17 protein-coding genes, 1 pseudogene and 1 riboswitch are annotated in these 23,783 nt (G+C 55.5%); of the genes and pseudogenes, 15 read left to right on the plus strand and 3 right to left on the minus strand.

The features are described 5' to 3' along the window. Positions 1-134 precede the first annotated feature (134 nt). Positions 135-671, plus strand: a pseudogene (locus tag EDM56_RS15810) (GNAT family N-acetyltransferase). 115 nt (positions 672-786) lie between these two features. Continuing rightward, positions 787-1,707 (plus strand): aldo/keto reductase, encoded by a 921-nt coding sequence (locus tag EDM56_RS15815; protein WP_122918850.1) that lies wholly within the window; start codon positions 787-789, stop codon positions 1,705-1,707. A 58-nt stretch (positions 1,708-1,765) separates the two neighbouring features. Here the strand turns inward: EDM56_RS15815 and EDM56_RS15820 are convergent, their stop codons facing one another. Continuing rightward, positions 1,766-2,635 (minus strand): urea transporter, encoded by an 870-nt coding sequence (locus EDM56_RS15820; protein WP_122918851.1) that lies wholly within the window; start codon positions 2,633-2,635, stop codon positions 1,766-1,768. Positions 2,636-2,940: 305 nt separating this feature from the next. Here EDM56_RS15820 and EDM56_RS15825 point away from each other — a divergent pair, with 305 nt between their 5' ends. The 3 genes from EDM56_RS15825 (at position 2,941) to crcB (EDM56_RS15835) (ending at position 5,538) form a co-directional block, all read left to right on the plus strand. Next, entirely contained in the window at positions 2,941-4,635 is a 1,695-nt protein-coding gene (locus tag EDM56_RS15825) for a methyl-accepting chemotaxis protein (protein ID WP_122918852.1), read from the plus strand. Between the two features lie 31 nt (positions 4,636-4,666). Continuing rightward, positions 4,667-4,727, plus strand: a riboswitch (Fluoride riboswitch). Between the two features lie 62 nt (positions 4,728-4,789). After that, complete coding sequence (gene crcB / locus EDM56_RS15830) at positions 4,790-5,182, plus strand: fluoride efflux transporter CrcB (RefSeq protein ID WP_122919198.1); 393 nt, start codon at positions 4,790-4,792, stop codon at positions 5,180-5,182. Continuing rightward, positions 5,179-5,538 carry a fluoride efflux transporter CrcB gene (gene crcB / locus EDM56_RS15835; protein ID WP_122918853.1) on the plus strand — a complete coding sequence of 120 codons (360 nt, stop codon included), beginning with the start codon at positions 5,179-5,181 and terminating at the stop codon, positions 5,536-5,538. The genes crcB (EDM56_RS15830) and crcB (EDM56_RS15835) overlap by 4 nt, the downstream gene beginning before the upstream one ends. A 165-nt stretch (positions 5,539-5,703) precedes the next feature. On the opposite strand, the gene dacB is transcribed toward crcB (EDM56_RS15835), so the two are convergent. Beyond that, entirely contained in the window at positions 5,704-8,589 is a 2,886-nt protein-coding gene (gene dacB, locus EDM56_RS15840; protein WP_122918854.1) for a D-alanyl-D-alanine carboxypeptidase/D-alanyl-D-alanine endopeptidase, read from the minus strand. A gap of 198 nt (positions 8,590-8,787) precedes the next feature. On the opposite strand from dacB, the gene EDM56_RS15845 reads away from it, so the two are divergent. The 3 genes from EDM56_RS15845 (at position 8,788) to EDM56_RS15855 (ending at position 13,721) form a co-directional block, all read left to right on the plus strand. Then, positions 8,788-10,890 carry a methyl-accepting chemotaxis protein gene (locus EDM56_RS15845; RefSeq protein WP_183192461.1) on the plus strand — a complete coding sequence of 701 codons (2,103 nt, stop codon included), beginning with the start codon at positions 8,788-8,790 and terminating at the stop codon, positions 10,888-10,890. Positions 10,891-10,947: 57 nt separating this feature from the next. Further along, on the plus strand, positions 10,948-12,606 hold the full coding sequence (locus EDM56_RS15850; RefSeq protein ID WP_122918856.1) for a CocE/NonD family hydrolase: 1,659 nt from the start codon (positions 10,948-10,950) through the stop codon (positions 12,604-12,606). Positions 12,607-12,737: 131 nt separating this feature from the next. Then, positions 12,738-13,721 (plus strand): 2-hydroxyacid dehydrogenase, encoded by a 984-nt coding sequence (locus tag EDM56_RS15855; protein ID WP_122918857.1) that lies wholly within the window; start codon positions 12,738-12,740, stop codon positions 13,719-13,721. A 134-nt stretch (positions 13,722-13,855) separates the two neighbouring features. Here the strand turns inward: EDM56_RS15855 and EDM56_RS15860 are convergent, their stop codons facing one another. Continuing rightward, positions 13,856-14,368: a MarR family winged helix-turn-helix transcriptional regulator gene (locus tag EDM56_RS15860; protein ID WP_122918858.1), complete on the minus strand. Its 513-nt coding sequence runs from the start codon at positions 14,366-14,368 to the stop codon at positions 13,856-13,858. Positions 14,369-14,534: 166 nt separating this feature from the next. On the opposite strand from EDM56_RS15860, the gene EDM56_RS15865 reads away from it, so the two are divergent. From EDM56_RS15865 to EDM56_RS15895, 7 genes are all read left to right on the plus strand, one after another. Beyond that, complete coding sequence (locus tag EDM56_RS15865) at positions 14,535-15,533, plus strand: beta-ketoacyl-ACP synthase III (protein WP_122918859.1); 999 nt, start codon at positions 14,535-14,537, stop codon at positions 15,531-15,533. Further along, positions 15,523-16,704, plus strand: coding sequence for an ATP-grasp domain-containing protein (locus EDM56_RS15870; protein WP_183192462.1), 1,182 nt, complete (start codon positions 15,523-15,525; stop codon positions 16,702-16,704). Before EDM56_RS15865 ends, EDM56_RS15870 begins: the two co-directional genes overlap by 11 nt. After that, entirely contained in the window at positions 16,701-17,705 is a 1,005-nt protein-coding gene (locus EDM56_RS15875; protein ID WP_122918861.1) for an NAD-dependent epimerase/dehydratase family protein, read from the plus strand. The genes EDM56_RS15870 and EDM56_RS15875 overlap by 4 nt, the downstream gene beginning before the upstream one ends. After that, complete coding sequence (locus EDM56_RS15880) at positions 17,662-18,531, plus strand: MBL fold metallo-hydrolase (protein WP_122918862.1); 870 nt, start codon at positions 17,662-17,664, stop codon at positions 18,529-18,531. Before EDM56_RS15875 ends, EDM56_RS15880 begins: the two co-directional genes overlap by 44 nt. Further along, positions 18,522-19,859: a F390 synthetase-related protein gene (locus tag EDM56_RS15885; RefSeq protein WP_122918863.1), complete on the plus strand. Its 1,338-nt coding sequence runs from the start codon at positions 18,522-18,524 to the stop codon at positions 19,857-19,859. The genes EDM56_RS15880 and EDM56_RS15885 overlap by 10 nt, the downstream gene beginning before the upstream one ends. Continuing rightward, a complete protein-coding gene (locus EDM56_RS15890) occupies positions 19,852-21,042 on the plus strand; it encodes a GNAT family N-acetyltransferase (RefSeq protein WP_122918864.1) in 1,191 nt (396 codons plus the stop codon). Before EDM56_RS15885 ends, EDM56_RS15890 begins: the two co-directional genes overlap by 8 nt. Positions 21,043-21,165: 123 nt before the next feature. Continuing rightward, entirely contained in the window at positions 21,166-23,364 is a 2,199-nt protein-coding gene (locus tag EDM56_RS15895; protein WP_122919199.1) for a DNA topoisomerase III, read from the plus strand. Positions 23,365-23,783 lie beyond the last annotated feature (419 nt).

Here is a 23,783-nt window from a genome sequence, read left to right on the forward strand (position 1 = left end):
AGCGGAGGGCAGTTGTTCTAACAGATTGGGGTGGTCGGGATGATTATAAGTGCAACCGCGGCTCCTCCAAAAAGCTTGGCGGAGCCAGGTTTTCTAATATAATGGTCGGTAGGAGATGGTACTGGAGGATGGATATGAATATTTCCATTAAAGAATTGGAACCCGACTATTTGCAGGAGTGGTTTCATACAGAAGGCAGCTTTGTGGTGACATCCAAGCTAGTTTTGTCGGTAAATTGTCGGCAGATTAGCTACACAGAGCAAGAAGTGCCAGCCTATCAAAAATGCTACACGGATGAACAGGTTGATTATTCGTCTTACATCAACAATCCCGACTAGATCATTTATGTCGCTTTTTGTGGCGATCAGGCAGTGGGGCATATCCTGGTGAAGCGAAACTGGAATCGCTATGCTTGTGTAGAAGAGATCAAAGTGGATCAAACGGCCAGAAGAACGGGAGTCGGCCGCATGCTGATGGATCGGGCCAAGCAGTGGGCACACGAAGGCGGGATGCCCGGAATCATGCTGGAAACGCAAAACAACAATGTTGCTGCATGTCGGTTTTATGAGCGATGCGGATTTGTGCTTGGCTGGTTTGACTTTCAAGTTTATCAAGGGATCGACAGCCAGACCGATGAGATCGCGCTCTATTGGTATTGGCGAGGGGCCTAGGTGCCACTGGCCGTTTGAGCCGAAGTGCTGTTGATGGAGGATTTTCACACGCGATTGTCAAATGATCAACTGGCTGGAGTTGAATTTACCTAACGATGGAAAAGGAGTGGTTCGCATGAAATACCGCAGACTTGGAAAAACAGGGCTGAAGGTGTCAGTCGTCGGAGTCGGCACGTGGCAGTTTGGTGGAGAGTGGGGCAGAACCTACACGCAATCTGAGGTGGACCGGGTGCTCGCCACCGCGAAGGAAGTGGGGATCAACCTGATCGACACGGCTGAATGCTATGGCGATCATCTATCCGAAGCTTTCATTGGAGAAGCGATAGCTGGCGATCGGCAGGAGTGGGTGCTTGCGACCAAGTTCGGGCATCACTTCCACGGTCATCAGGATCGAACCGGCCATTGGACGCCTGATGAGGTGCAAAAGCAGCTGGAGGATTCCTTGCGCGCGCTGCGGACGGATTACATCGACCTGTATCAGTTCCATTCCGGCGCAGACGAGTTTTTTGACCGCGATGATTTGTGGACGATGCTGGATAAGCAAGTGCAAACGGGGAAAATCCGTCATCTGGGCATCTCCATCGGCAGCAATGACAATCTGCACCAGACGGCTGCGGCAAGTCGTGTGAACGCCCAGGCAATTCAGGTTGTCTACAACCGCCTTGACCGCAAGCCGGAGGAGCGCGTCTTCCCGTCTTGTGAAGAGCAGGATCTCGGCGTATTGGCCCGTGTGCCGCTCGCAAGCGGATACTTGAGCGGCAAATACAAGCCAGGCGCCTCGTTTGCCGCCAATGACGTGCGGAATCGTCATGATCGCGACGAGCGCGATGCCAAGCTGCAGCTTGTAGATGAGATCAGACGGACGGAGGTTCCGGAAGGAGTCAGCATGTCAGAGTGGGCGCTCGCGTGGTGCCTCACCCATCCGGCTGTCACCAGCGTGATTCCGGGCTGCAAAGATGAGGAGCAGGTGCGCGTGAATGCGCGTGCGGCGGAGCTGTCGCTCGTAAGCGATGATCATCCGCAGGCGTGGAAATAAAAGGAGCATAGAAAAGAAGGGCGTCACCCGAGCTAAAAGCAAGGGGGACGTCCTTTTTTCACGAAGACACCACTTGCCCCACACCGCGCTTCCGCTTTTCAATGAATGCCATCAACGATCGTCCCACCCACATCGTGGCGATGAACGGAAACGTTAATGCAGGCAACCCGACGGTGCCGAGCAGGGCAGAAAGGAACGGATAGAGAAGCGCGGACCCGAGCGCGAAACAAATGGACAGGAGTGCAGGGTACCGCGTCTTCACCTGCAAAATTCCGAGTGCGGATAAGGCCGCGTTGGTGCTGATCAACCCAGCCGTGAGATAGGGTGCCTCGCCGAGCCACGCGAAGGGCAGACAGCCGATGGCGGCGCCAACAAAGGTGAGCACAAGCTGGCGTGGCGGGCACGCGGTGGCCAGTCCTACGAGAATCAAGAGGCCGCCAAGTGCGGAGGGCAAGAAAAAAATTTGTCCCATGCCCGTGAGCGGAATTGTCCAGTTGAAAGCGGACGCGGATGCGGCGCCGAGATCAGGACGGATGATCGCAAGTACGACCCAAGCGAGGGCTACATACGGCATCGTGTAGGGCGGGATGCCGAAGCGTTGAAACAGGTCATACAAAAAAACGCTCAGTCCCGCAGTGAACACAATACACGCCCAAAGCAGCCAATCGTGCGGCAAAAAGGTGGCGAATGCGAGTCCGAGCAAGGCCCCGTTGTATCCGTACAAACCTTCTACGATCGTCGCCTGCGGACGTTTGCTGAGTGAAGCGGTACCATTCGCAGCAATGGTGCCAACCAAGCAGGCGAACGCGAGAAGCGGGGAGTAAAGCAGGAAGGCACACAGGAAGATCCCTCCTGCGAGCGGCTTCCGGAAAAAAACGCTTTGTGCAATACCGGATAAACCATGAATGAAAACGTGTCGAATGCCCATTGAGATTGTGTCTCCATTTCGAATACAAAGAGTAGGATGAAAGGTAAAAGCCTGTCTTAGCTGCTAGCTAAAGTATAACAGAGCCGCTATCGTTTCTCATGACCGAAATCGCTGCGGGCTCAGCCTCCAGACTTGCCTACGGGGGCTGAATAAGGTGGGCAACTTTTACCAAATAGTCGTGAAATGTTCACGACACCTTTACATTTTCACTGTACGATATTATCAAAAGAAAAAACAGGATAAAAAAGGATAAACAACGAAATTAAAACAGTACAAATGTGCATTGAGTTTGTAAGGGGGATCGTATGCGCCAAAACGTGCGTTTTCAGCTGACGATTACGCGGAAAATCCTGATTAGCTTTACTGTCGCGATCCTTTGCCTCGGCGGCCTGAACCTGTATTTGACGATGGGGATGCAGAAGCAAAGTGAAAAGTACGAGGGTATCATGAGCAATTTGTTTTTACTTGGCGGTATCAAAAGCAAGTCTGCGCTCATCGAGAAGGAGCTGCGTGCAGTTTATTACGGGACCACCGATATTGAGGCGGCGGGCCACCGGACAGCAGCGGACCAGATCAAGAGCGATTTGGAGCGGGGATCGCTTTCTCTTTCCGCAAAGGAGCGGGAAGCGGCGCTGAACCTGCTGCAGCTGTTGGTGGACAAGATGGAGGGGGCGGAACAGCTGGCGAGGGCGAAGGAGCTGGGGAAAATGGAGGATGTACTCGGTGAGATCGTGAAACGGCAAGCATTTTTTCAGGCGCAAATCGATGGGCTGATCAGCCAGGAGCTGGTGAAGAGCGAATCGCTCCGGCAGACGTTGCAGGCGGAGCAGAAAAAGTCGGCTGCGATTAATCTGGTCGCCCTTGTCGCCGCGCTGGTAGGCTCCGTATTGCTAGCGCTTTTCATCGCACGCAACATTTCCCGTCCCATCCGCGAGCTGACGAAATTGGCGGAACGAATCGCGGCGGGTCAGCTTTCCGTCGGAGAGATGAAGGTGAAAACCAATGACGAGCTGAAAGGGCTGGCGCATTCTTTCAATGAGATGGCAGGCAGCCTCAAGGAAATTATCGCTACCGCCCACCAAGTGAACCACAATGTGCATCATACGTTTGTCGGGCTGAAGGAAAGCTCGGAGCAAAACGTGACGGTAGGGGAACGGGTAGCCGATGCGGTGACAGAAATGGATGAAGCGCTGCGGACGCAAGCCAGTGAGCTGCAGGGTACAGCGGAGGCGACACAATCGATGCACGTGCTGTCGCAAGAGATCGCCAAAGGATCGGAGGCCATTTTGGAACGGGCTACTCACATGGCTGCTTTAGCGGAGGAAGGCAATCGCTCCAACACGCAGTTTGTCCAGCAGTATCAGACGGTTGCACAGGTGATGAAGCAGACGGCAAGCCATACAGGGGAGCTTGTGGCGCGGACGCGCGCGATGAATGCGATTGTGCTGCGTATCGCTGAAATTTCCGAGCTGACCAACCTGCTGTCCTTGAACGCCTCCATCGAAGCGGCGCGAGCAGGAGAATCCGGCAAAGGCTTCGCGGTGGTCGCGGGGGAAATACGCAAGCTGGCTGGCTTGTCCGCTGATTCCGCAGGCGAAATCGCTCGGATCATCCATTCGGTTCAAGGCGAATCGGAGACGATGCAGGCGATGATGAACGAAAGCGTCAGCGAGATGGAGCGAGGCAGCATGCTCGCACGCGACACGACACAATCGCTGCTGCTGATTCAGGACGCCAATCAGGCGGTTCATGCGGAAATCGGACACATTTTTCATGACCTGCAAGATTTGAAAGTCCGGATCGATCGAGTGAACGAAAGCAGCGGGACGATTGACAAGACAGCTGTCCAGCTCCAGGAACGGATGGGACTGATCGCGGCAGCCGTGACCGAGCAGAGCGCACATCTGCAGGAAGGCGCCGCATCGGCTGTTGTGCTGGCCGATCTGGCTGAAAGAATGGACGCTGTGCTGGCACGCTTCCAGATCGAAACGCGTCATTGACACCTGCATCATGCTCTTTTACAATGTGGTTAACTTTACAGGCGATGGAGTTCGCCTTTACCTGCCCGACGGCTGATGACTCCTACCGATACCATTAGGTCGGTAGGAGTTTGTTTCTTTTTATAGAGCCAATCAGAAAGGAATGTACGTATTCATGAACCTACTTTTCCTCAGCGTCGGTGCCTTTCTGGGGACGATCGCACGGTATGAAGCAGGACAGCTCGTACCGCCCGCGGAATCCGGGTTTCCGCTCGGCACATGGTTGATCAACATGGCCGGCTGCCTGTTTCTCGGCTGGTTTTTCACTCGATGGAAAGCGCCGTCGGCGATCCGGCTTGGCATCGGCACCGGATTTACCGGCGCGTTCACAACCTTTTCCACGTTTTCGGTGGAGACGATGCAGTTGATTGATGCAGGGCAAGCGGGGATGGCGCTATTGTATGCGGCTGCAAGCGTAGTCGGCGGGATTTTGTTTGCCGCAGTGGGCTTTTGGATAGCTGTGCAGCAGGACAAAGGGAAGGCGCGAGAGGGGGGGCACAAGCGATGACGGTCTGGATCGGTTTATGCGGAATCGTTGGTGCGCTCATGAGGTTTTTCTTAGGAAAAATCATTGCGGACAATAGCAAAAACACGTTTCCCTTAGGCACGTTTGTGATCAATCTCACCGGCTCGCTTATTCTCGGGGTGTTGTACGCTCTTCACCAGAAGGGAAGCATCTCGGGGGATGTCTGGCTCTTAGTGGGCGTAGGATTTTGCGGCGCGTACACGACGTTTTCGACGTTCGGGTTCGAAACCGTCCAGCTCGTGGAGAAAGGCATGCGCAAGGCAGCGCTTTTCTACGTGCTGCTGTCCGCAGTTCTCGGCGTATGCTTTGCCTGGATCGGTTTTCTGCTTTGCGTTTAGACAAGCAGGAGATGGCGCTTACGCCTGACGTAACAAAAGTCCCCACCATTGCGCGGGGACTTTTGTTTGTACAGATAAGGATTTATAAAATTCTTATCCAGTATAAGAGCAACCGCAGCTTAAGCCCAAAGCATGGCGTAGCCAGGTTTTCTAACAAGACAATCGCTATTCTTCGTAATTAGCTAATGCTTCCACAATTTCGTCCTGAATCGATGTCATCACCTTGGAGCTGGTGGCGTAGCCGTTCAATAGAATTGAGAACACCAGCTTGGTGCCGCCTTTTGTGGTGACATAGCCGGATAGGCTGTTGACACCCGACATCGAGCCGGTTTTCGCGTGCACGTTGTTTTCCGCCGCCGTGCCTTTCATCCGGTTTTTCAGCGTCCCATCCACGCCTGCGATCGGCAGGGAGTCGTAGTAGATGTCAAACGACTCCGCAGCTGCCATACCTTCCAGTGCAGCGGTGATGTGACGGGCGGATATTTGGTCGTAGCGGGTAAGCCCGGAGCCATCGACCATATCGAAATTGGTTGTCCAGCCGAACGATTTCAATACCGCTTGAACCGCTTCAATACCGGCATCAGCCGTACCGGAACCATTCGCTTTGGCGCCGACCGCTTTGAGCAGCATCTCGGCATACAGATTGTCGCTCTTTTTATTCATGTATGTCAAAATATCGGCTAGCGGCTCCGATTGAAAGACCTTCAGCTTGGTGACTTTTGTAGGCAACTCGCCGCGTTTGACTTCACTGCCGTTTGTAAATTTGATGCCGGCTTCCTCCAGCTTTTCCTTCAATACGGTGCCGAAGTAGAGCGCTGGCTGCTCAACGGGCACCCGCTCGTAGTCGGCATCGCTTCCAAGCGGCAGGTTGCCTTGCAGGCGAATCGTATCTGTTGCACGGTCACGCAGGATCGTAAACGTGTTTTCTTCATCCTTTGCGACTGTTTTGGCTTCATTGATCACGGTCACGTAGCTCGTATTCGGGGTAATCGTCACTTTCACCGGTTTGTCCTTGCGTGCGCCCGGCTCGTAGGAGATCATCACGGTCCCGCGATTGAGCGATAGCGCGTCGATCAGCGCGTTGTAGTAGTAGCTTTCGTCATCCCAAGCCCAGCCAAGCCCAAGTCGCTGGTCGTCAAAATAGGTGTCATCGAGGATCAGGTCGCCATTGATACGCTTGATGCCGCGTTTTTTGATTGCATCGACGATCGACTCGATCGAGACGCCGTCCTGCGCCTTCAGCTCATCCTCCGTATGGATAGACGGGTCGCCGTAGCCTTTCACGTATAGGTTTCCTTTTAACAGGCCGTCGTCGGTTACGGGGGTGGAGGCAGAAAGCTCGGTTTTGAAGCGGTAATCGCTGCCCAGCTCGGTCAACGCGGTGGCGCCTGTCAAAAGCTTCAGATTGGAAGCGGGGGTCATCAGCTTGTCGGCGTCGTGGGCGTACCAGGTGGCCTCTTTTCCTTTTTCATCCAACGCTTTTACGATGATGCCAGCAGATACGCCCGTCGCTTCCGGTGCGTCGAGGATCGGATCGAGTAGGTCGCTGAGCTTGTAGGCTTCCGGTTCGGGCAGCCCATCATCGCCCGGCTCATCGAGTTCCGGATAGGAGGCCATCAGCACGGCGACTTGATCCTGCAGGCTGCGAGCGTACTTGCTCTTGTAAATGCCGTTGGTGATGATCGAAAAGGCCAGCTTGTCCCCGTTTTTTGCCGTCACATAGCCGGAGAGCGAATTGACGCCGCTCATCGAGCCGGTTTTCGCGATCAGATTCTTTTCAGCAGGCGTGCCTTTCAGGCGATTTGCCAGGGTGCCGTCCACACCAGCGATGGGGAGCGTCGATTCCAAAAGTTCGCTGTACGGTTTTTCCTGAACGTAGCGGAGCAGCTGGACCATCTGCTCAGTCGTGATCAGGTCATAGCGGGACAAACCGGAGCCGTCAGCTTGGCTGTAGCCGGTCGTGATCCCTGCTTCATTCAGAAAATCAGCGACAACCTCCGCACCAGCTTCCGCGCTGCCTTTCCTTTTTTCCACGGCGCCGAGTGTTTTGAGCAGCTGCTCGGCGTAAAAATTATCGCTTTCCTTGTTCAATTCAACCATGATTTCGCCAAGCGGCCTGGACTCGTGGGTTACGACAGGCTCATCGTACGCCTTGTCAGTCGTCTGAATGCGGATCGAGGAGCCGAGCTTGATGCCCGCTTCTTCGAGCTTACGCTTCCAGACGTTGCCGACATAAAGTGTCGGATTTTCGATCGAGACATCTTCCTGATAGGAGGAGGCATCCACACCGATCGTACCCGTTACCGTCACCACATTTTTCCCGCGCGCCCGCGTGACTGTCACATCGGCCGTTTTGCCATCGACCGTTTTCACCTGGTTGTCGATCGCCATGGTATCGGTTTGTGGATCGAGCGTGATTTCCGCTTTCTTGCCTGACTTGCCAGGGGTGACCGTCAGTGTGACGAAATTTTTGTGCAGAGCCAGCGCGCTGAGCTGGGCGCTGTACCCATAAGGCTCATCGTCCCACATCCAGCCCGCGCCGAGGCGCACATCGTCAAAATAGCTGTCATCGAGCAGCAAGCGGCTGCGTACGGTCGTGACACCTTTTTCTTTCAGGTCGTGGGCGAGCTCTTCAAGATCGGCCTCCGTCAGCGTCGGGTCGCCATATCCTTTCAAAATCAGCTCGGTGACTTGCCCGCGCGCATTGATGCCGCCTTTTACGAAAACCTCCGTCTTGAAAGTGTAGTCGGGCCCAAGTCGGTCCAGTGCGGTCACGCCGGTAAACAGCTTCATGTTGGAGGCGGGAACATAGTTTTTGTCCGCGTTGTGGCTGTAAAGCATTTTGTCTTTTGTCAGATCGTAGATGGAGATGCCCGACTGCATGCCGATGCTCTCGGGGTTTTGTTCGAGGGCATACAGCACAGCATCGACCTGCGCGGTCATCGGATCGGCTGTGTGAGCAGAGGCGAGAGTCGGAACTGCCGCCAATTGGAGGAGCAGGCTGAAAGCCATAAGCCATTTGAAAAACGGATTTCTGTACGTTTTTTTCATGAAAACCTCCTTTTTTATGAAACAATATTTCGAAAATTTCAAAAATATTATACGGGAAAATTTTCTGTACTGGCAATGCTTATTTTTGCTCAAATTTGTTGTGAAAAATTTCAATGAATTCCTACAAATTTCGTTATAATAGGCTTGTACCATCATTATCCATAGGAGCTAATGCCCGAGTTAGGAGATTGTCCGAACATGAAGTTGCAGACTAGATTATTCGTTTTAATTGTAAGCGTTGTATTTTTGACGGTCTCGCTGGTTGTTGCGACCCAGGCGTATCGGTCTCGCGAGGCGGCGCTGCAATCTGCCGAGGAATTGGCTCAATCATTGACGAAGCAGTACGCCCGCCAGACGGAAAACAAGCTGGGGAACGCCATGCAGGCAACAAATGCGCTTGCAAGCGTGTTAGCAGCGATGAAGGCAACGAACACGACGTCACGCAAAAGCGTCGATCAAATGCTGCGTAATGTGTTGGAGCAAAACCCGGCATTTACCGCTGTTTGGAGTTTGTGGGAGCCGAACCGGTTCGACGGATTGGATGCGCAATACGCCAACCCGTCCAAAGAAGACAAAACAGGCGCGTACATGCCAGTCTGGGCGCGCGATGCAGAGAACCGGATCTTGTATGATGAGACGTTTGTATACAGCCAGGAAATTACGGAGGATTACTACAAGCTGCCCAAGCAAACGAAGAAGAGCGCTGTGATGGAGCCGTACGCAGGGAGCGTCAACCACAAGGAAGTGCTGATGACCTCCTTTGTCGCGCCGATCGTGGTGAACGGCGTGTTTGAAGGAGTCATCGGCGTGGATATGTCGCTTGGCGACTTGCAGGTGATGAACAACAGCCTGTCCATCTATCAAACAGGAACCGGCATGATTTTGACAGAGAAGGGCACCGTCGTTTCCGCCAAAGAGGCTGACCTGCTCGGAAAAAATGTCGGCGATTCCAAACTGTCCTACGCGGGCTTGCTGAAAGTGGCAGCAGAAAAAGGAACAGACGGACGCTCGATCGATGGCGACACGTACCTGACCTATGCTCCGATCCAGCTGGGCGAGGAGGGAAAGGGATGGACATACGCGGTCAGCGTTCCGCTGCATGAAGTAACGGCGGAATCGGACAAAACGCTGATGCTCACGCTGGTGACAGGGGGAGCAGGCCTGCTGTTGATCTGCATCCTGATCATGGGCATCACCCGCAGCATCGTGCGCGTCGTCGCAAGGCTGGCGGAGCATGCGACACAGGTCGCCGAAGGAGATTTCACCCATTCGATCGAACCTGCGGTGCTGTCGCGACGCGATGAGCTGGGCGTGCTGGCACGTTCGTTCGCGCGGATCGCGGAAAACATGAATCGGATGATTGGGCAAATTTCGCACGGTGCGATGGAAGCAGCGGGCACCGCCGAGCAGCTGCGCCTTGATGCGGGTGAAACGAAGGCGGCTTCCGAGCAGATTTCCCAATCGGTCAGCCAAATCGCCCAGGGCAGCGATGAACAGGCGGCAAGCGCCGAGGAAAGCGCAAAGGCGCTGCAACAGATGGCCGAGCAGATCGGGATGGTGGCGGATACGGCAGCGTCCGTGCTCGGGGCATCCCAGGAGATGTCCAGGCGGGCAGCCGACGGTTTGACCGTTGTTGGCGACGCGATGGTCCAGGTGGAGCAAATCATGAAAACGATCGAAGCGGGAACCGAGCAGGTGGCATCGGTCGTAAACGTGCTCCATAGCGATTCGACGGAAATCCGCGACATTTTGCAGCTGATTTCCCATGTCTCGGCCCAGACGAACCTGCTGTCGCTGAATGCGGCGATCGAGGCGGCACGGTCGGGCGAGGCGGGCCGCGGCTTCGCGGTGGTTGCCGACGAAATCCGCAAGCTGGCGGGACAGAGCCAATACGCGACCGACCAGATCCAGACGATCATGGGCAATATCCAGAACAATACGAGCATGACGCTTTCCGTGATGGAGAGCGGCAAGGCGGACGTCGAATCGGTAAAAGAGCTGATTCACAATGTCAGCCAGGTGTTTTTTTCGCTGGAAGCGGCGATCGGCGAGACCGAGCGGCAGATCGAGCAGCTGTCCCTCCTTTCGGCCAACATGACGGCAAATGCCGAGGAAGTGACGGCGGGAATCGAGGAGATGGCGACAATCGCCCGCGAATCGACCGGCCAGGTGAACAACGCGGCTCACTCCGCCCAGCAGCAGCTGGTTGCGATGAACAGCGTCGTACAGTCGGTCATGAACGTGAGCGAGCTGTCGCAAGAGCTGAAGCGACTGGTCAGTTCATTCAAAGTAAAGGCGTAAGAAGAGTAAGCTTAACGGTGCGAAAAAAACGATTGCGCAAAGGGAGAGGGAAAAGCTATGGACATTCAAATTGAACGCAATGTGCGCGTTGCTATGCGCGACGGCGTGACGCTGTCGGCCGATGTGTATCGTCCCAAGGAAGAAGGGCGCTATCCGGCGATCGTCGTGCGGACCCCTTATTTGAAAACCTCGAAGGCGACGTTTGATAATGGCAGCTATTTTGCCCGACACGGGTTCGCTGTCGTCTATATGGATGTCCGCGGTCGCGGTGATTCCGAAGGTGAATTCAAGCCGTATTTCAATGAAGGCAAAGACGGCTATGACTCTATCGAGTGGGCTGCGGCGCAGCCATGGTGCACCGGTGCTGTCGGCACGATGGGCGGCTCCTATCTGGCCCGCATTCAGTGGCTGACCGCTATTACCCAGCCACCTTCGCTCAAGGCGATGATTTGCTCCGTCACGCCGTCCGATCCGTTTGTGGAATGGCCCACAGGCGTACCGACACCGCACCATCTCTGCTGGCTCCATATGGTCAGCGGCCGCGTGATGCAAAATGTCGACGTGATCGATTGGGAGAACGCCTACTGGCATTTGCCGCTTGCCACGATGGATGAGTTAACTGGCAGGCTTTCCGCCGAATGGCGGGAGGAGATCGAGCATCCCCAGCTCGACGAATACTGGGAGCGCATCTGTTACCAGACCAAGTTCGACCGTGTCGATGTGCCGGTCATGCACGTCTCCGGCTGGTACGATGACGAGCAGGTCGGGACGCCGCTTAACTTCATCGGCATGACGAAGGGTGCGAAAAGTGAGTTCGCCCGCGAGAACCAGAAGCTTTTAATGGGGCCGTGGCCGCATGGCATTAACCAGTCGACCAAGCTGGGCGAGATCGACTTTGGACCGGACTCGGTCATCGATCTCCAAGGCTACCAGCTGCGCTGGTTCAATCATTGGCTCAAAGGCGAGGACAGCGGCATCATGGCGGAGCCGTCGGTGCGGATGTTCGTGATGGGTGAAAACAAATGGCGCGATGAATCGCAATGGCCGCTTGCGAATACGGAGTGGACCAAATTTTATTTGCGCAGCAACGGAATGGCGAACAGCCGCTTTGGCGATGGCTGGCTGTCGACCGAACAGCCTCCTGTAGACGGTGAGGCGACTGCGGATCGGTTCACCTACGATCCGGCTAACCCGGTGCCTTTCATTACCGAGCCGACCTCGGCACAGATCGGCGGCCCAGACGATTATTCCGCGATCGAGCGGCGGGATGATGTACTTGTCTACTGCACGGACGTGCTGGAGCATGATGTGGAAGTGAGCGGGCCGATCCGCATGGAGTTGTTCGCTTCCTCCAGCGCGGTGGATACCGATTTCACCGTGAAGCTTTTGGACGCCTGGCCGAACGGGTTCGCGCAGCGTTTGACGGACGGGCTGGTGCGCGCCCGCTTCCGCGATGGCATGGACAAGCCGTCCCTGATCGAGCCGGACAAGGTGTATCAGTATGACGTGGATTGCTGGAACACGAGCCATGTTTTCAAAAAAGGGCACCGCATTCGTGTGGAAATCTCATCGAGCGCATTCCCGAAATATGACCGCAATCTCAATACAGGCGCTCCGCTCGGGAAAACGGCGGAAATGATCGTCGCCAAGCAGACGATCTATCATGAACCGGAGCACGCGTCCGCGATCATGTTGCCGATCATCCCACGCAAGTAGAGCGTCCGGTTGGAAAAGCGCTGGCGAATGGCTGCGCATAAGCAGTACAATAGAAGGGACAGCGGCATTGGTCGCTGTCTCTTTCGTTTTTGACTGTGCGCAATAACAGGCAACCGTGGAGGTGCAGTTTTGTGGGTAAAGACAAAATCGTCGTGACCCGAAATATTCCTGAGCCGATCGTGGCTCGGCTGAGGGATGCGGCGCATGTTTTTTTATGGGAGCAAGACGAGGTGGCGATCCCGCGCGAGGTGCTGCTGAAGGAAGCAAGCGATGCCTCCGCGATCTATACGAATTTGACAGATCGGATCGACCGGGAGCTGTTTGATGCCGCGCCGAACCTGCGGGTGGTAGCGAACCTTGCCGTCGGATTCGACAACATCGATATCGCCGAGGCTACCCGTAGGGGCATTCCGGTCGGGAATACACCGGGCGTGCTGACGGAAACAACGGCCGATTTGGCGTTTGCGCTGCTGATGGCGGCGGCGAGGCGGATACCGGAAGCGGATCGTTTTGTACGCGATGGCAACTGGAAAAGCTGGTCACCGATGCTTCTGACCGGACAAGATGTGCACGGGGCAACCATCGGTATCATCGGAATGGGGCGGATCGGCGAGGCGGTGGCACGCCGGGCGAAAGGCTTCGAGATGAACATCCTGTATCACAACCGCAGTCGGAGACCGGAAGCGGAACAAGCGCTTGGTGCCCAATACCGCGAAATGGACGACCTTTTGCGCGAATCCGACTATGTCGTGCTGATGGCGCCGGCAACGGCTGAGACCGGCAAAATGATCGGGCAGCGAGAATTGGCGCTGATGAAGCCGAATGCAATCTTTGTCAACGCCTCCCGCGGGACCAATGTGGATGAGGAAGCGCTCTATGACGCCTTGAAAGAGCGGAAAATCTGGGCCGCGGGACTCGACGTATTCGAACGCGAGCCGATCGGCGCCGATCATCCGCTGCTTGCGCTCGACAATGTGGTGGTCGCGCCGCATATCGGAAGCGCTAGCATCGCGACACGCACCCGAATGGCGATGATCACCGCGGACAACATTTTGCTCGGACTCGCAGGTGAGAGGCTGCTGCATGCGGTGAATCCCGAAGTCTATGAAAAGTAAGGGAACATTTGTAGCATAAGCGACCTCATTTTGATAGAAATGAGGTCGCTGATAGGAAAAGAAGGATGAACCCTTTTTTCGCAAAAGGTGCCATCCTTCTTTCTTTTTTTCTTACAATCGTACAAGGGCATGCGTCAAATCACATCGATGGTTTCGACGCCTTTGCGGATTTTGGCCAGCAGTCCAACAAGCTGTGTCCGCTCTTCCGGTGCAAGCTCACTCATCATCTGGGAAATGAGCATGAACTGCATCGGAAGCAGCTTCTGCATCAGGACCAGCCCGCTTTCCGTCAAGTGGATGGTGTACATCCGCCGATCAGAGGGATGATCGTGTCTCTCGACCAGTCCGTCCCGTTCCAATCCATCTAACAAGCCTGTAATGGTGCCGCGCGTTACTCCTGCCCGGGCCGCAAGCTCAGATGGCGGCAGGCCGGTTTCGGCGTTACGTATGAGGAGCATCAAGAGGGTGACTTTTCCACGCGACAAACCGAATTGGGAAAGGTGGTTATCTGAAACCGTGAATACTTCGCTGGCTGCCCGTAAAAAGAGCAGATAGGTCTCGACAGCGGTTACGTCGAGTCCCGGATAAAAGACGGAGTACTCCTTCAATGTTTGCCGTGTCGGAATGTCACGCAAGTCAAACTCCAAAGGATCTTTCACCTCCCTGGGATTCGTTCTGGCAGAAAAAAGCGGCACCGCTTTCGCTTGAGCAAAGAGAGATGTCTGGAATCGCAGCAATTATTGAATATATATACACGTAATTATACTATATGATATTTTGAAAGAAGAAGTCGGAAGAAGGAGATTTTGGTCCATGGATTGTCGACAGATAGCTATTACTGGAACAGGCATGTATGTGCCGCCGCGCCGGGTCACCTCATCGGAGCTAGATCAGCGTCTCGGGCTTGCGGACGGCTGGACGGCCAAAAAAACAGGCGTGCTGGAACGGCGCTACACAGAAGGGGAAACGTCGTCGCAAATGGGGGCGAAGGCGGCTCGAGCTGCCTTGGAGCAGGCAGGGTACGAACTGTCCGACATCGACTGCATCGTTGGCGTGAGCGGTACCGCCCAGCAGGAGATTCCTTGCACGGCGGCGTTGATCCAGCGGGAGCTGGGCGGCGGTGGAAGCGGCATACCCGCTTTTGATCTGAACTCAACCTGCCTCAGCTTTGTGGCCGGGCTAGATACGATCTCGTATTTGGTCGAAGCGGGTCGGTATCGTCGGGTGCTCTTGGTCGCATCCGAGATCGCTTCCGTCGGTCTCGATTGGGAGCAAAAGGAAAGCTGCACGCTGTTTGGCGACGGTGCCGCAGCGGCTATTATCGAACGAACACCAGCCGGGAGCGCCTCTCGCATTTTGGCCGCCCGGATGGAAACATACAGCAAAGGAGCGCACTTGTCGGAAATTCGCGGCGGCGGGACGATGCTGCACCCGCGCTTGTACAGTGAGACGACAAAGGCGGATTTTCTTTTTCAAATGGATGGACGGGGCATTTTTCGGATGACGAGCCGGCTGATCGAGCCGTTTGTGGAGAAGCTTTTGTCGGAGAGTGGACTTGGCATGGATGAGATCGATTGGGTGATTCCGCATCAGGCGAGCGGCATGTCGATGCGCATCTTGCGGGAAAAGCTGGGGGTTCGCCCTGAGCGCTTCATTATGAATATTGCTAATTACGGAAATACAATCGCGACGAGCATTCCGCTCGCCTTGCATGAGACGATTGCAACAAGAGGGATCAAGCGGGGTGATCGCGTGCTTTTACTCGGCGTCTCGGCAGGGCTTTCGCTTGGGGGAATCGTGCTTGCGTATTGAGTCGCAGAGCCGACGCATTTTGCTGACAGGGGCACGGGCACCGGTCACACTGGAACTCGCGCGGATGTTTGCCCGGGCGGGTCATACGGTTTTTGCGGCGGACAGCATCGCCTACCATGGCTGTCGCTTTTCCCGCGCAGTGGAACAGTCGTTTCTGGTGGCACCGCCCCGGCAGCAGCCTGAGCAATTCATCCGCGATCTGCTGGCCGTGATCCGCAGGGAGCGAATCGAGCTGTTGGTCCCGACCTGTGAGGAAATTTTTTATATCGCCCAGGCACGCGATGAGCTGGCGGCGCATTGCCAGGTGCTTGCAGAGCCGATCGATCGGCTGGAGCAGCTCCATGATAAATACCGCTTTATTGAGATGGTGCAGTCATTCGGTCTGCCGGTGCCGCGGACGGTGCTTTGCCGCTCGCAAGCGGAACTGTCGGATGCATTGCGTCGATGGCAGCCAGCCGATCAGGCGGTCGTTGTAAAGCCGGTTTTTTCCCGATTTGGCGCGCGGGTCGCCATCGTCACCGACGGGAAAAATCCGCTTGCTGCAAACGAGATTTCACCGGATGTACCGTGGCTTGCGCAGACGTACGCATCCGGCACTGAGCTTTCGTCCTACACGCTCGCGCAAGAGGGCAAAGTGCTCGCGCATACCACGTATGAAGGCAGCTTTCGGGCGGGCATCGGGGCGTCAATTGCATTCGCCCATCGGGATGCGCCGCATATTGAGAGCTGGGTGGAAGAGGTAGTGGGCCGCCTCGGCTTCAGCGGGCAGATCGCCTTTGATCTGATCGAGGCGGAAGACGGGACGCTGTATCCGCTGGAATGCAATCCGCGCGCGACGAGCGGCATCCATTTGCTCGCCAGTTCGCCAAATTTTGCGCCATGTTTTTTCCGGCAGCCGCCTGCGCCGGTCTATCCCGCTGATGCCAGTGCCATGCTGTCTGCGGCGATGTGGCTGTACGGCTTGCCCGCTGCTCGCAGCGAGCGCCGTTTGGGCGAATGGCTGCGGACGATGCGCACCTCGCGGGATGTGCTGTTTCGCTGGAACGATCCGTTGCCGATGCTCGCACAAGGCTTGGCACTACTTTCTTTTTGGAAAAGAAGCCGGCACCACGACGCGTCGCTTTTGGCTGCGACGACACTCGATATCGAATGGAACGGGGAAGAGCGATGAAGCTGTTGGTTACCGGGGCGACCGGTTTTTTGGGACAAAAGACTGTACAGCGACTACACGCGCTAGGTCATGACGTAACGGCGCTTGGGCGCAACGAGGCGATCGGACAGCAGCTGGAATCGCAGGGCATTCGCTTTACCAAGGCCGATCTGCGCCAGTGCAAGGACATCATGGACGCGTGCAGGGACATGGACATGGTGCTGCATTGCGGAGCGCTTTCCTCACCATGGGGACGGTACGACGATTTTTACCACACCAATGTGGAAGGGACGCGACACGTGATCGATGGCTGCCGCACGCATGGGGTGAAGCGGCTGATCCACGTGTCGACGCCTAGTATTTATTTCGCATTCCAAGACTGTTTGTCGATCACAGAGGACGACCCCTTGCCGCGCCGCTTTGCCAACGCGTATGCCCATACCAAGCATGCAGCGGAGCAAGACGTGTTTCTGGCTGCCGAGACAGGGCTTGAAACCGTCATTCTGCGCCCGCGCGCACTGTTTGGGCCGGGGGACACCACAATCATCCCAAGGCTGATCCGGGCGAACGAGAAAGGCTTCGTCCCGCTGATTAACGGCGGTATGGCGCTGCTCGATGTCACGTACATCGACAACGTGGTGGACAGTTTGCTGCTCGCCATGCACGCACCGCCACAGGCATTGGGCAAAGCCTACAACATCACGAATGGTCAGCCGATTCAGCTGAAGCGGCTTTTGGATTTGCTGTTTGCCAGGATGGGCGTGCCCTTTCGCGGGCGCAAGATTGCCTATCCTGTCGCAGCGTTATTGGCGGCAGGTATGGAAGCGATGGCGACACTTGCGTCGCGCAGCAAAGAACCGCTCCTGACCCGCTACACCGTAGGCGTTTTGGCGAAAAGCCAGACGCTTGACATTAGCGCCGCAAGAAGAGAGCTTGGCTATGAGCCGGCCATCAGCATAGAGGAAGGGATCGATCGATTTGTACAATGGTGGCAAAAGGGAGCAGACGGACATTCGCTTTGAGTTATTGTGTGCCGGATACTGTACGCATCGCGAAAAAATGACGCTGCAGACAGGCAGCTGGCAACAAATTCGCATTCCCGCGCTATTCGGCTTGATCCATCATCCGACTGCGGGGCCGATTTTGTTTGATACCGGCTATGCAGAACATTTTGAACAGGCGTGCAGCCGCTTTCCGTATTCGCTGTACAAACGGGCGACACCTGTTTATTTCCGACCGGAAGAGGGGGCGGCGGCCCAGCTGCGCGCGCGGGGCATACAGCCGGAAGACGTCCGCCACATCATTTTGTCCCATTTCCATGCGGACCACGTGGCAGGCTGCGCCGATTTCCCGAATGCCACGTTTTACTGCTTCCGCTCCGCTTATGAGTTCGTCAAGGAAAAACAAGGGCTGGCTGCTGTACGTTACGGATTTGTCCCGAGTCTGTTACCCCCTGATTTCGAAAGTCGGGCGGTCTTCATAGACACAAGCGTTCCGGTCGAGCTGCCGGATGAGTTGGAAGCGTTCGATTCGGGGTATGATGTACTGGGCGATGGCAGTCTCACCGCGATCGAAATGAGTGGACATGCCGTTGGGCAGTTCGGGCTGTATTTTCGCACGGCATTAGGCGAGCAGATGCTGCTGTGCGCCGATGCGGTTTGGTCGAGCAAGGCGTATCGCGAGGCGATTTCGCCGCATTTGTTCGCCTATTGGCTGTTTCCCGATCGGAGTGCATACAATGACACGCTGTCCCGGCTGCATTTGACATACAAATGTTACCCGCAGGTGACGATCATCCCGTCGCATTGCGGGGAATGGTGGGAGCAGGTGAAAAAAGGATGGGAGTAGGGCGCAGGTTCGCAGATTTGGTTGCGTTCATCCGCTATTATGCCAAAGCCAAACGGGGCGGACGTTTTCGGACGCGGGCCGCGCTAGAGGAGTGGCAGGATCGGCAGGTACGCACTTTTCTGGCCTTTGTGCGCAGCCGGTCGCCTTTTTACCGCGAGTATTACAGCGGCTTGGATGAGCGTGACTGGCAGCGCTATCCCATGATTGACAAAACGATTATGATGGCGGAGTTCGACCGATTGAACACGGTGGGGATCGGACGAGAGGAAGCACTTTCCCTTGCGCTGGAAGCGGAGGAGACGCGCGACTTCACCCCGGAAATCAGGGGGATCACCATCGGGCTGTCTTCCGGTACGTCCGGCAACAGAGGGCTTTTTCTCGTCAGCCCGAAGGAGCGGGTGATGTGGGCTGCCACCATGTTGGGAAAAGCGCTCCCCGGTTCGCTCTTTGCGGAGCAGCGCATCGCGTTTTTCCTGCGGGCCAACAGCAACCTGTACGGCTCCGTGCAAAAAAGGCGCATCCAGTTTCAGTTTTTTGATTTGCTAGACGACGTGTCTGTCCATATTGAACATCTAAATCGGTATCAGCCGTCGATTATCGTTTCACCGCCATCCATGCTGCGTTTGTTGGGGGAGGCGCAAATGCGCGGCGAGCTTAACGTTACGCCAGCTAAAATCATTTCGGTGGCGGAGGTGCTCGATCCGCTCGACCAGTCGTTTTTGTCAACGTGCTTCAAACAAGTTATCCATCAGGTATACCAATGCACGGAAGGGTTTTTGGCGACGACCTGTAGCCACGGTACCCTTCATTTGAATGAAGACTTGCTGGTGATCCAAAAAGAGTATTTGGACCGTGAGCAAGGGAAATTCGTTCCGATCATTACCGATTTCACCCGCACGACACAGCCGATTATCCGCTATCGGCTCAATGATATTTTGACCGAGCAGACAGTGCCATGTCCGTGCGGGTCCGTTTTTACACCGATCGTTGCCATCGAAGGGCGATGTGACGACTTGTTTTATTTTCCATCGGTGAAAAACGGCGAGCTGGTGCCGGTATTCCCGGATTTCATCCGCAGGGCCGTGATCGCCGCGACACCGGATGTCCGAGAATATCGCGTGATACAGGAAGGTCCGCAGCATGTGCAGATCATGCTGCGAGGGCCAGAAGACAAGCGGCAAGAGATGGAAGACGCGGTGGCGGCAAGCTTGTGTCACATTCTGGAAGGGATGGGGGTTCGACCGCCCGTCATCGGCTTTATGCCGTATGAGTTTGTCCCCGGCGCAACAAAGCTGCGGCGGGTGGAGAGGAGATTTACGCTTGTGTGAGAGAGAGGAGCCGGCACTGTACGGCAAAGAAACGATCGGACTGCTGCGTTGGGAGACAAAGCGCGACGGGGCGTATGCCAAAGCCTACCTCGAGCCGTTGATCAAAGACGGGGTTGAGCCGTATATCGCCAACATCCGCACGACGATGCTGGCATTGACCATCGACGATCTGGTGATGCCAATCACGGTCAATGATGCCGACTATGACAACGCCTATGTGTGCTCGCCGTATACGCACTATGTCAGCTATGCAAAGGAAGAGCTGTATTTGGTTCCGGCTGGGTGGCAGCGGGCGCTGCTAGGCGGCGTATTGACGCTGTTGGGCAAGTGGCTTCGGGCAGGGCGCGTCAACAAGGTTGTATGCGTTAACAATTGGCTGCTCTCGACCAACCTGTACCATCCGCTAACGGCAGAGCAGCTTGCGCGCATTACCGCTTTTTTGGCAGACTTGTATCCTGATCACGCGATCTTGTTCCGGTCGGTGCAGGACGGTACGGACGGAATGCTTCCTAAGCTGTTGACCGATGCGGGATACAAGGCGATCATGAGCAGGCAGATTTATGTGTACAAGCCGGAGCAGGACGGCGAGCTGCCATCCAAGCACCGTTGGATTCTCAAGCGCGACCAGAAGCTGCTTTCTGCGTGCCCATACACCGTACGGCGCAATGATGAGATCGGCGATGAGGAGGTGCGGCGGATTGCGGAGCTGTACGGGCAATTGTATTTGGCCAAGTATTCGCTGCACAACCCACAGTTTACCGAACGTTTCATCCACATGGCCTTACGCGAGCATTTGCTCTCCATCGCGGTCATGACGGGTGGGGACAAAGCGGAAGCGACGAAAGGCGGACAGCAGGCTGCAGACGCAGTACTCGGTTATTTCGTCCGCAACGGGGTCATGACTACACCGCTTTTCGGCTATGACACGAATATACCGGCGGAGGCGAGCTTGTACCGGCTGCTTTCGGCCCAGCTCGTGGCCGATGCGCGCCAGCACGGGCTCATTCTCCATCAAAGCTCGGGGGCGGCATCGTTCAAGCGCTGCCGCGGGGCAAGGCCGCATGTGGAATGGAACATGGTCTACGACCGACATTTGCCTGCCCGCCGGCGGCAGGTTTGGTCGGGCTTGCAATGGATTTCCGAAAAAATCGGGATGCCGCTGATGAGGCGGCTGAAGCTGTGAAGGAGCACTCCTGTTGTGGGAGTGCTTTTTTGTCTGGCTGATCCGTTGGGCGGCTGCCGCATTTGACAGTAAGCGCATTCCTTTGCGATGCTATACAGGAGGATTGACGAAGGGGTGTACAAATTGAGCAAAACATTGGTGTTAGCGGAAAAGCCTTCCGTTGGACGTGATATAGCGAAAGTGCTGGAATGCCATAAAAAAGGAAACGGTTTTTTTGAAGGGGACCGCTACATTGTGACATGGGCCTTGGGCCATTTGGTGACACTGGCAGACCCGGAAAACTACGGTCAGCAATACAGCGCGTGGCGGATTGAGGATTTGCCGATTTTGCCGTCTTCTTTGCGATTAGTCGTGATCAAGGAAAGCAACCGGCAGTTCCACACGGTTAAGCAGCAAATGAATCGCAATGATGTAAAAGAGATTGTCATCGCAACCGATGCCGGTCGGGAAGGGGAGCTGGTCGCACGCTGGATCCTTGAGCTCGCACATGCGAAAAAGCCCTTGAAACGACTGTGGATTTCATCGGTAACGGACAAAGCGATCAAAGACGGCTTCCGCAATCTACGCGACGGACGGGAGTTCGAAAACCTGTATGCCTCCGCAGCAGCTCGCGCCGAAGCGGACTGGATGGTTGGCATCAATGCGACGCGCGCTCTGACGTGTCGGCACAATGCACAGCTCTCCTGCGGTCGCGTCCAGACGCCGACGATTGCCATCATCGCCCAACGAGAAGAAGAGATTCGCCAGTTCGTACCCAAGCCGTTTTACGGCATGACAGCCGTGACGCAGGATCATCTCAAGCTGCAATGGCAAGATCAGCAGACGCGTGAGATGCGTACCTTTTCCAAAGAAAAGGCGGACCAGCTGCTCGCTTCCGTCAAAAACAAGCATGCCGAGGTGAACGACGTCACCAAGGCGCTGAAAAAAAGCTATGCGCCGCAGCTGTACGATTTGACTGAGCTGCAGCGGGACGCCAACAAGCTGTTCGGCTACTCGGCAAAAGAAACGCTGTCGATCATGCAAGGCTTGTATGAAAACCACAAGGTGCTGACCTATCCGCGAACCGATTCGCGTTTTCTCTCGTCCGATCTGGTCGAGACGCTTACCGATCGGGTGAAAGCGGTGCAGGTCAAACCGTACAGCCCGCTTGCGGCCAAAGTGCTGCGTGCGCCGATCCGGGCCAACAAATCGTTTGTCGACGACAGCAAAGTCTCCGATCACCATGCGATCATCCCGACCGAGCAATCGGTGTTCCCGGGTGCTTTGAGCGACAAAGAGCGGAAAATTTTTGATCTGGTGGTCAAACGCTTCCTCGCTGTACTGTTCCCGCCGTTTGAATACGAGCAGACGACGATCAAGGCTAAGATCGGTAATGAGGTTTTCCTCGCAAAAGGAAAACGGGTGATCAACCTTGGCTGGAAGGAAGTCTACGACCACGATGTCGAAGATGACGAGGCAAAAGAAGATCTTACGGATCAATTGCTTCCCGAGATCAACAAAGGCGACCAGCTGCGCATCGCCGCCGTTTCCCAAACCAAAGGCGAGACCAAGCCGCCTGAACCGTTTACGGAAGCGAGCCTGCTGTCTGCGATGGAGAATCCGGCGAAATACATGACCGCCGAAAGCAAGGACCTAATCCAAACGATTGGGGAAACCGGCGGACTGGGCACTGTGGCGACGCGCGCGGATATTATCGAAAAGCTGTTCAACAGCTTCCTGATCGAAAAACGCGGCAAAAGCATCTACATCACCTCCAAAGGAAAGCAGCTGCTGGAGCTGGTTCCAGCCGACATGCAATCGCCGACACTAACCGCCAAATGGGAGCAAAAGCTGTCCGCGATCGCCAAAGGCAAGCTGAACAAGCAAGCCTTCATCGGCGAGATGAAAGCCTATGCCCAGTCGGTCGTAGCGGAAATCAAGAACAGCGACAAGCAGTTCAAGCACGAAAACGTGACGCGCAGCAAATGCCCGGAATGTGGCAAGTTTCTGCTGGAGGTAAACGGCAAAAAAGGCAAGATGCTCGTTTGCCAGGATCGGGAGTGCGGCTATCGCAAAGGCATTGCCAAAGTGACCAACGCCCGCTGCCCGCAATGCCACAAGCGGCTGGAGCTGCGAGGCGAGGGCGAGGGCCAGACGTTTGTCTGCGTCTGCGGCCACCGGGAGAAGCTGTCAGCCTTCAACACACGGCGGGATAAGGAAAAGGGCACCAAGCTCTCCAAAAAGGAAGTTGCGCAATACATGAACAAACAAAACAAAGAGCAGGATGAGCCACTTAACTCCGATTTATGGGGCGCTCTGTCCAAGCTGAAATTTGACAAATAGGAAAGAGCCTGCACGCCTATGTAGCGTTGCAGGCTCTTTTGCTGTGACTCGACGATGCTCCTAGTGGAGGTGAGGGGATTTTTGCAAGAAAGTTACGCAGAAACTCTTACGCTGCCTGCTGGGGGGCGGGGTGGCCGGCGCCAGCGGAAAAAGGAAAACTGCGCGCCAAAGCCACTCGCTGCGCGGCGGGAGTATCTCGACGAAGCATGTGGCGCAAATTCGTTTTCCTTTTTCCTCTCGCGCTTGGGAGGGCATCGTAAAGGCTTCTGCTCCACTTTCTTGCAAAAATCCCTAGCTGCTTGTGAAAAAACATAAACACTCGTTTTTCACAATGGGTCCTTATTGCCACGGGAAATTGGTGGTTTGCCAATTTGTCGTCCGTGGTTGCGGGCAATATTCCGATAAAGGGGCCGGGTATG

This window comes from Brevibacillus fluminis (assembly GCF_003710825.1).
Lineage (GTDB): Bacteria > Bacillota > Bacilli > Brevibacillales > Brevibacillaceae > Brevibacillus_D > Brevibacillus_D fluminis.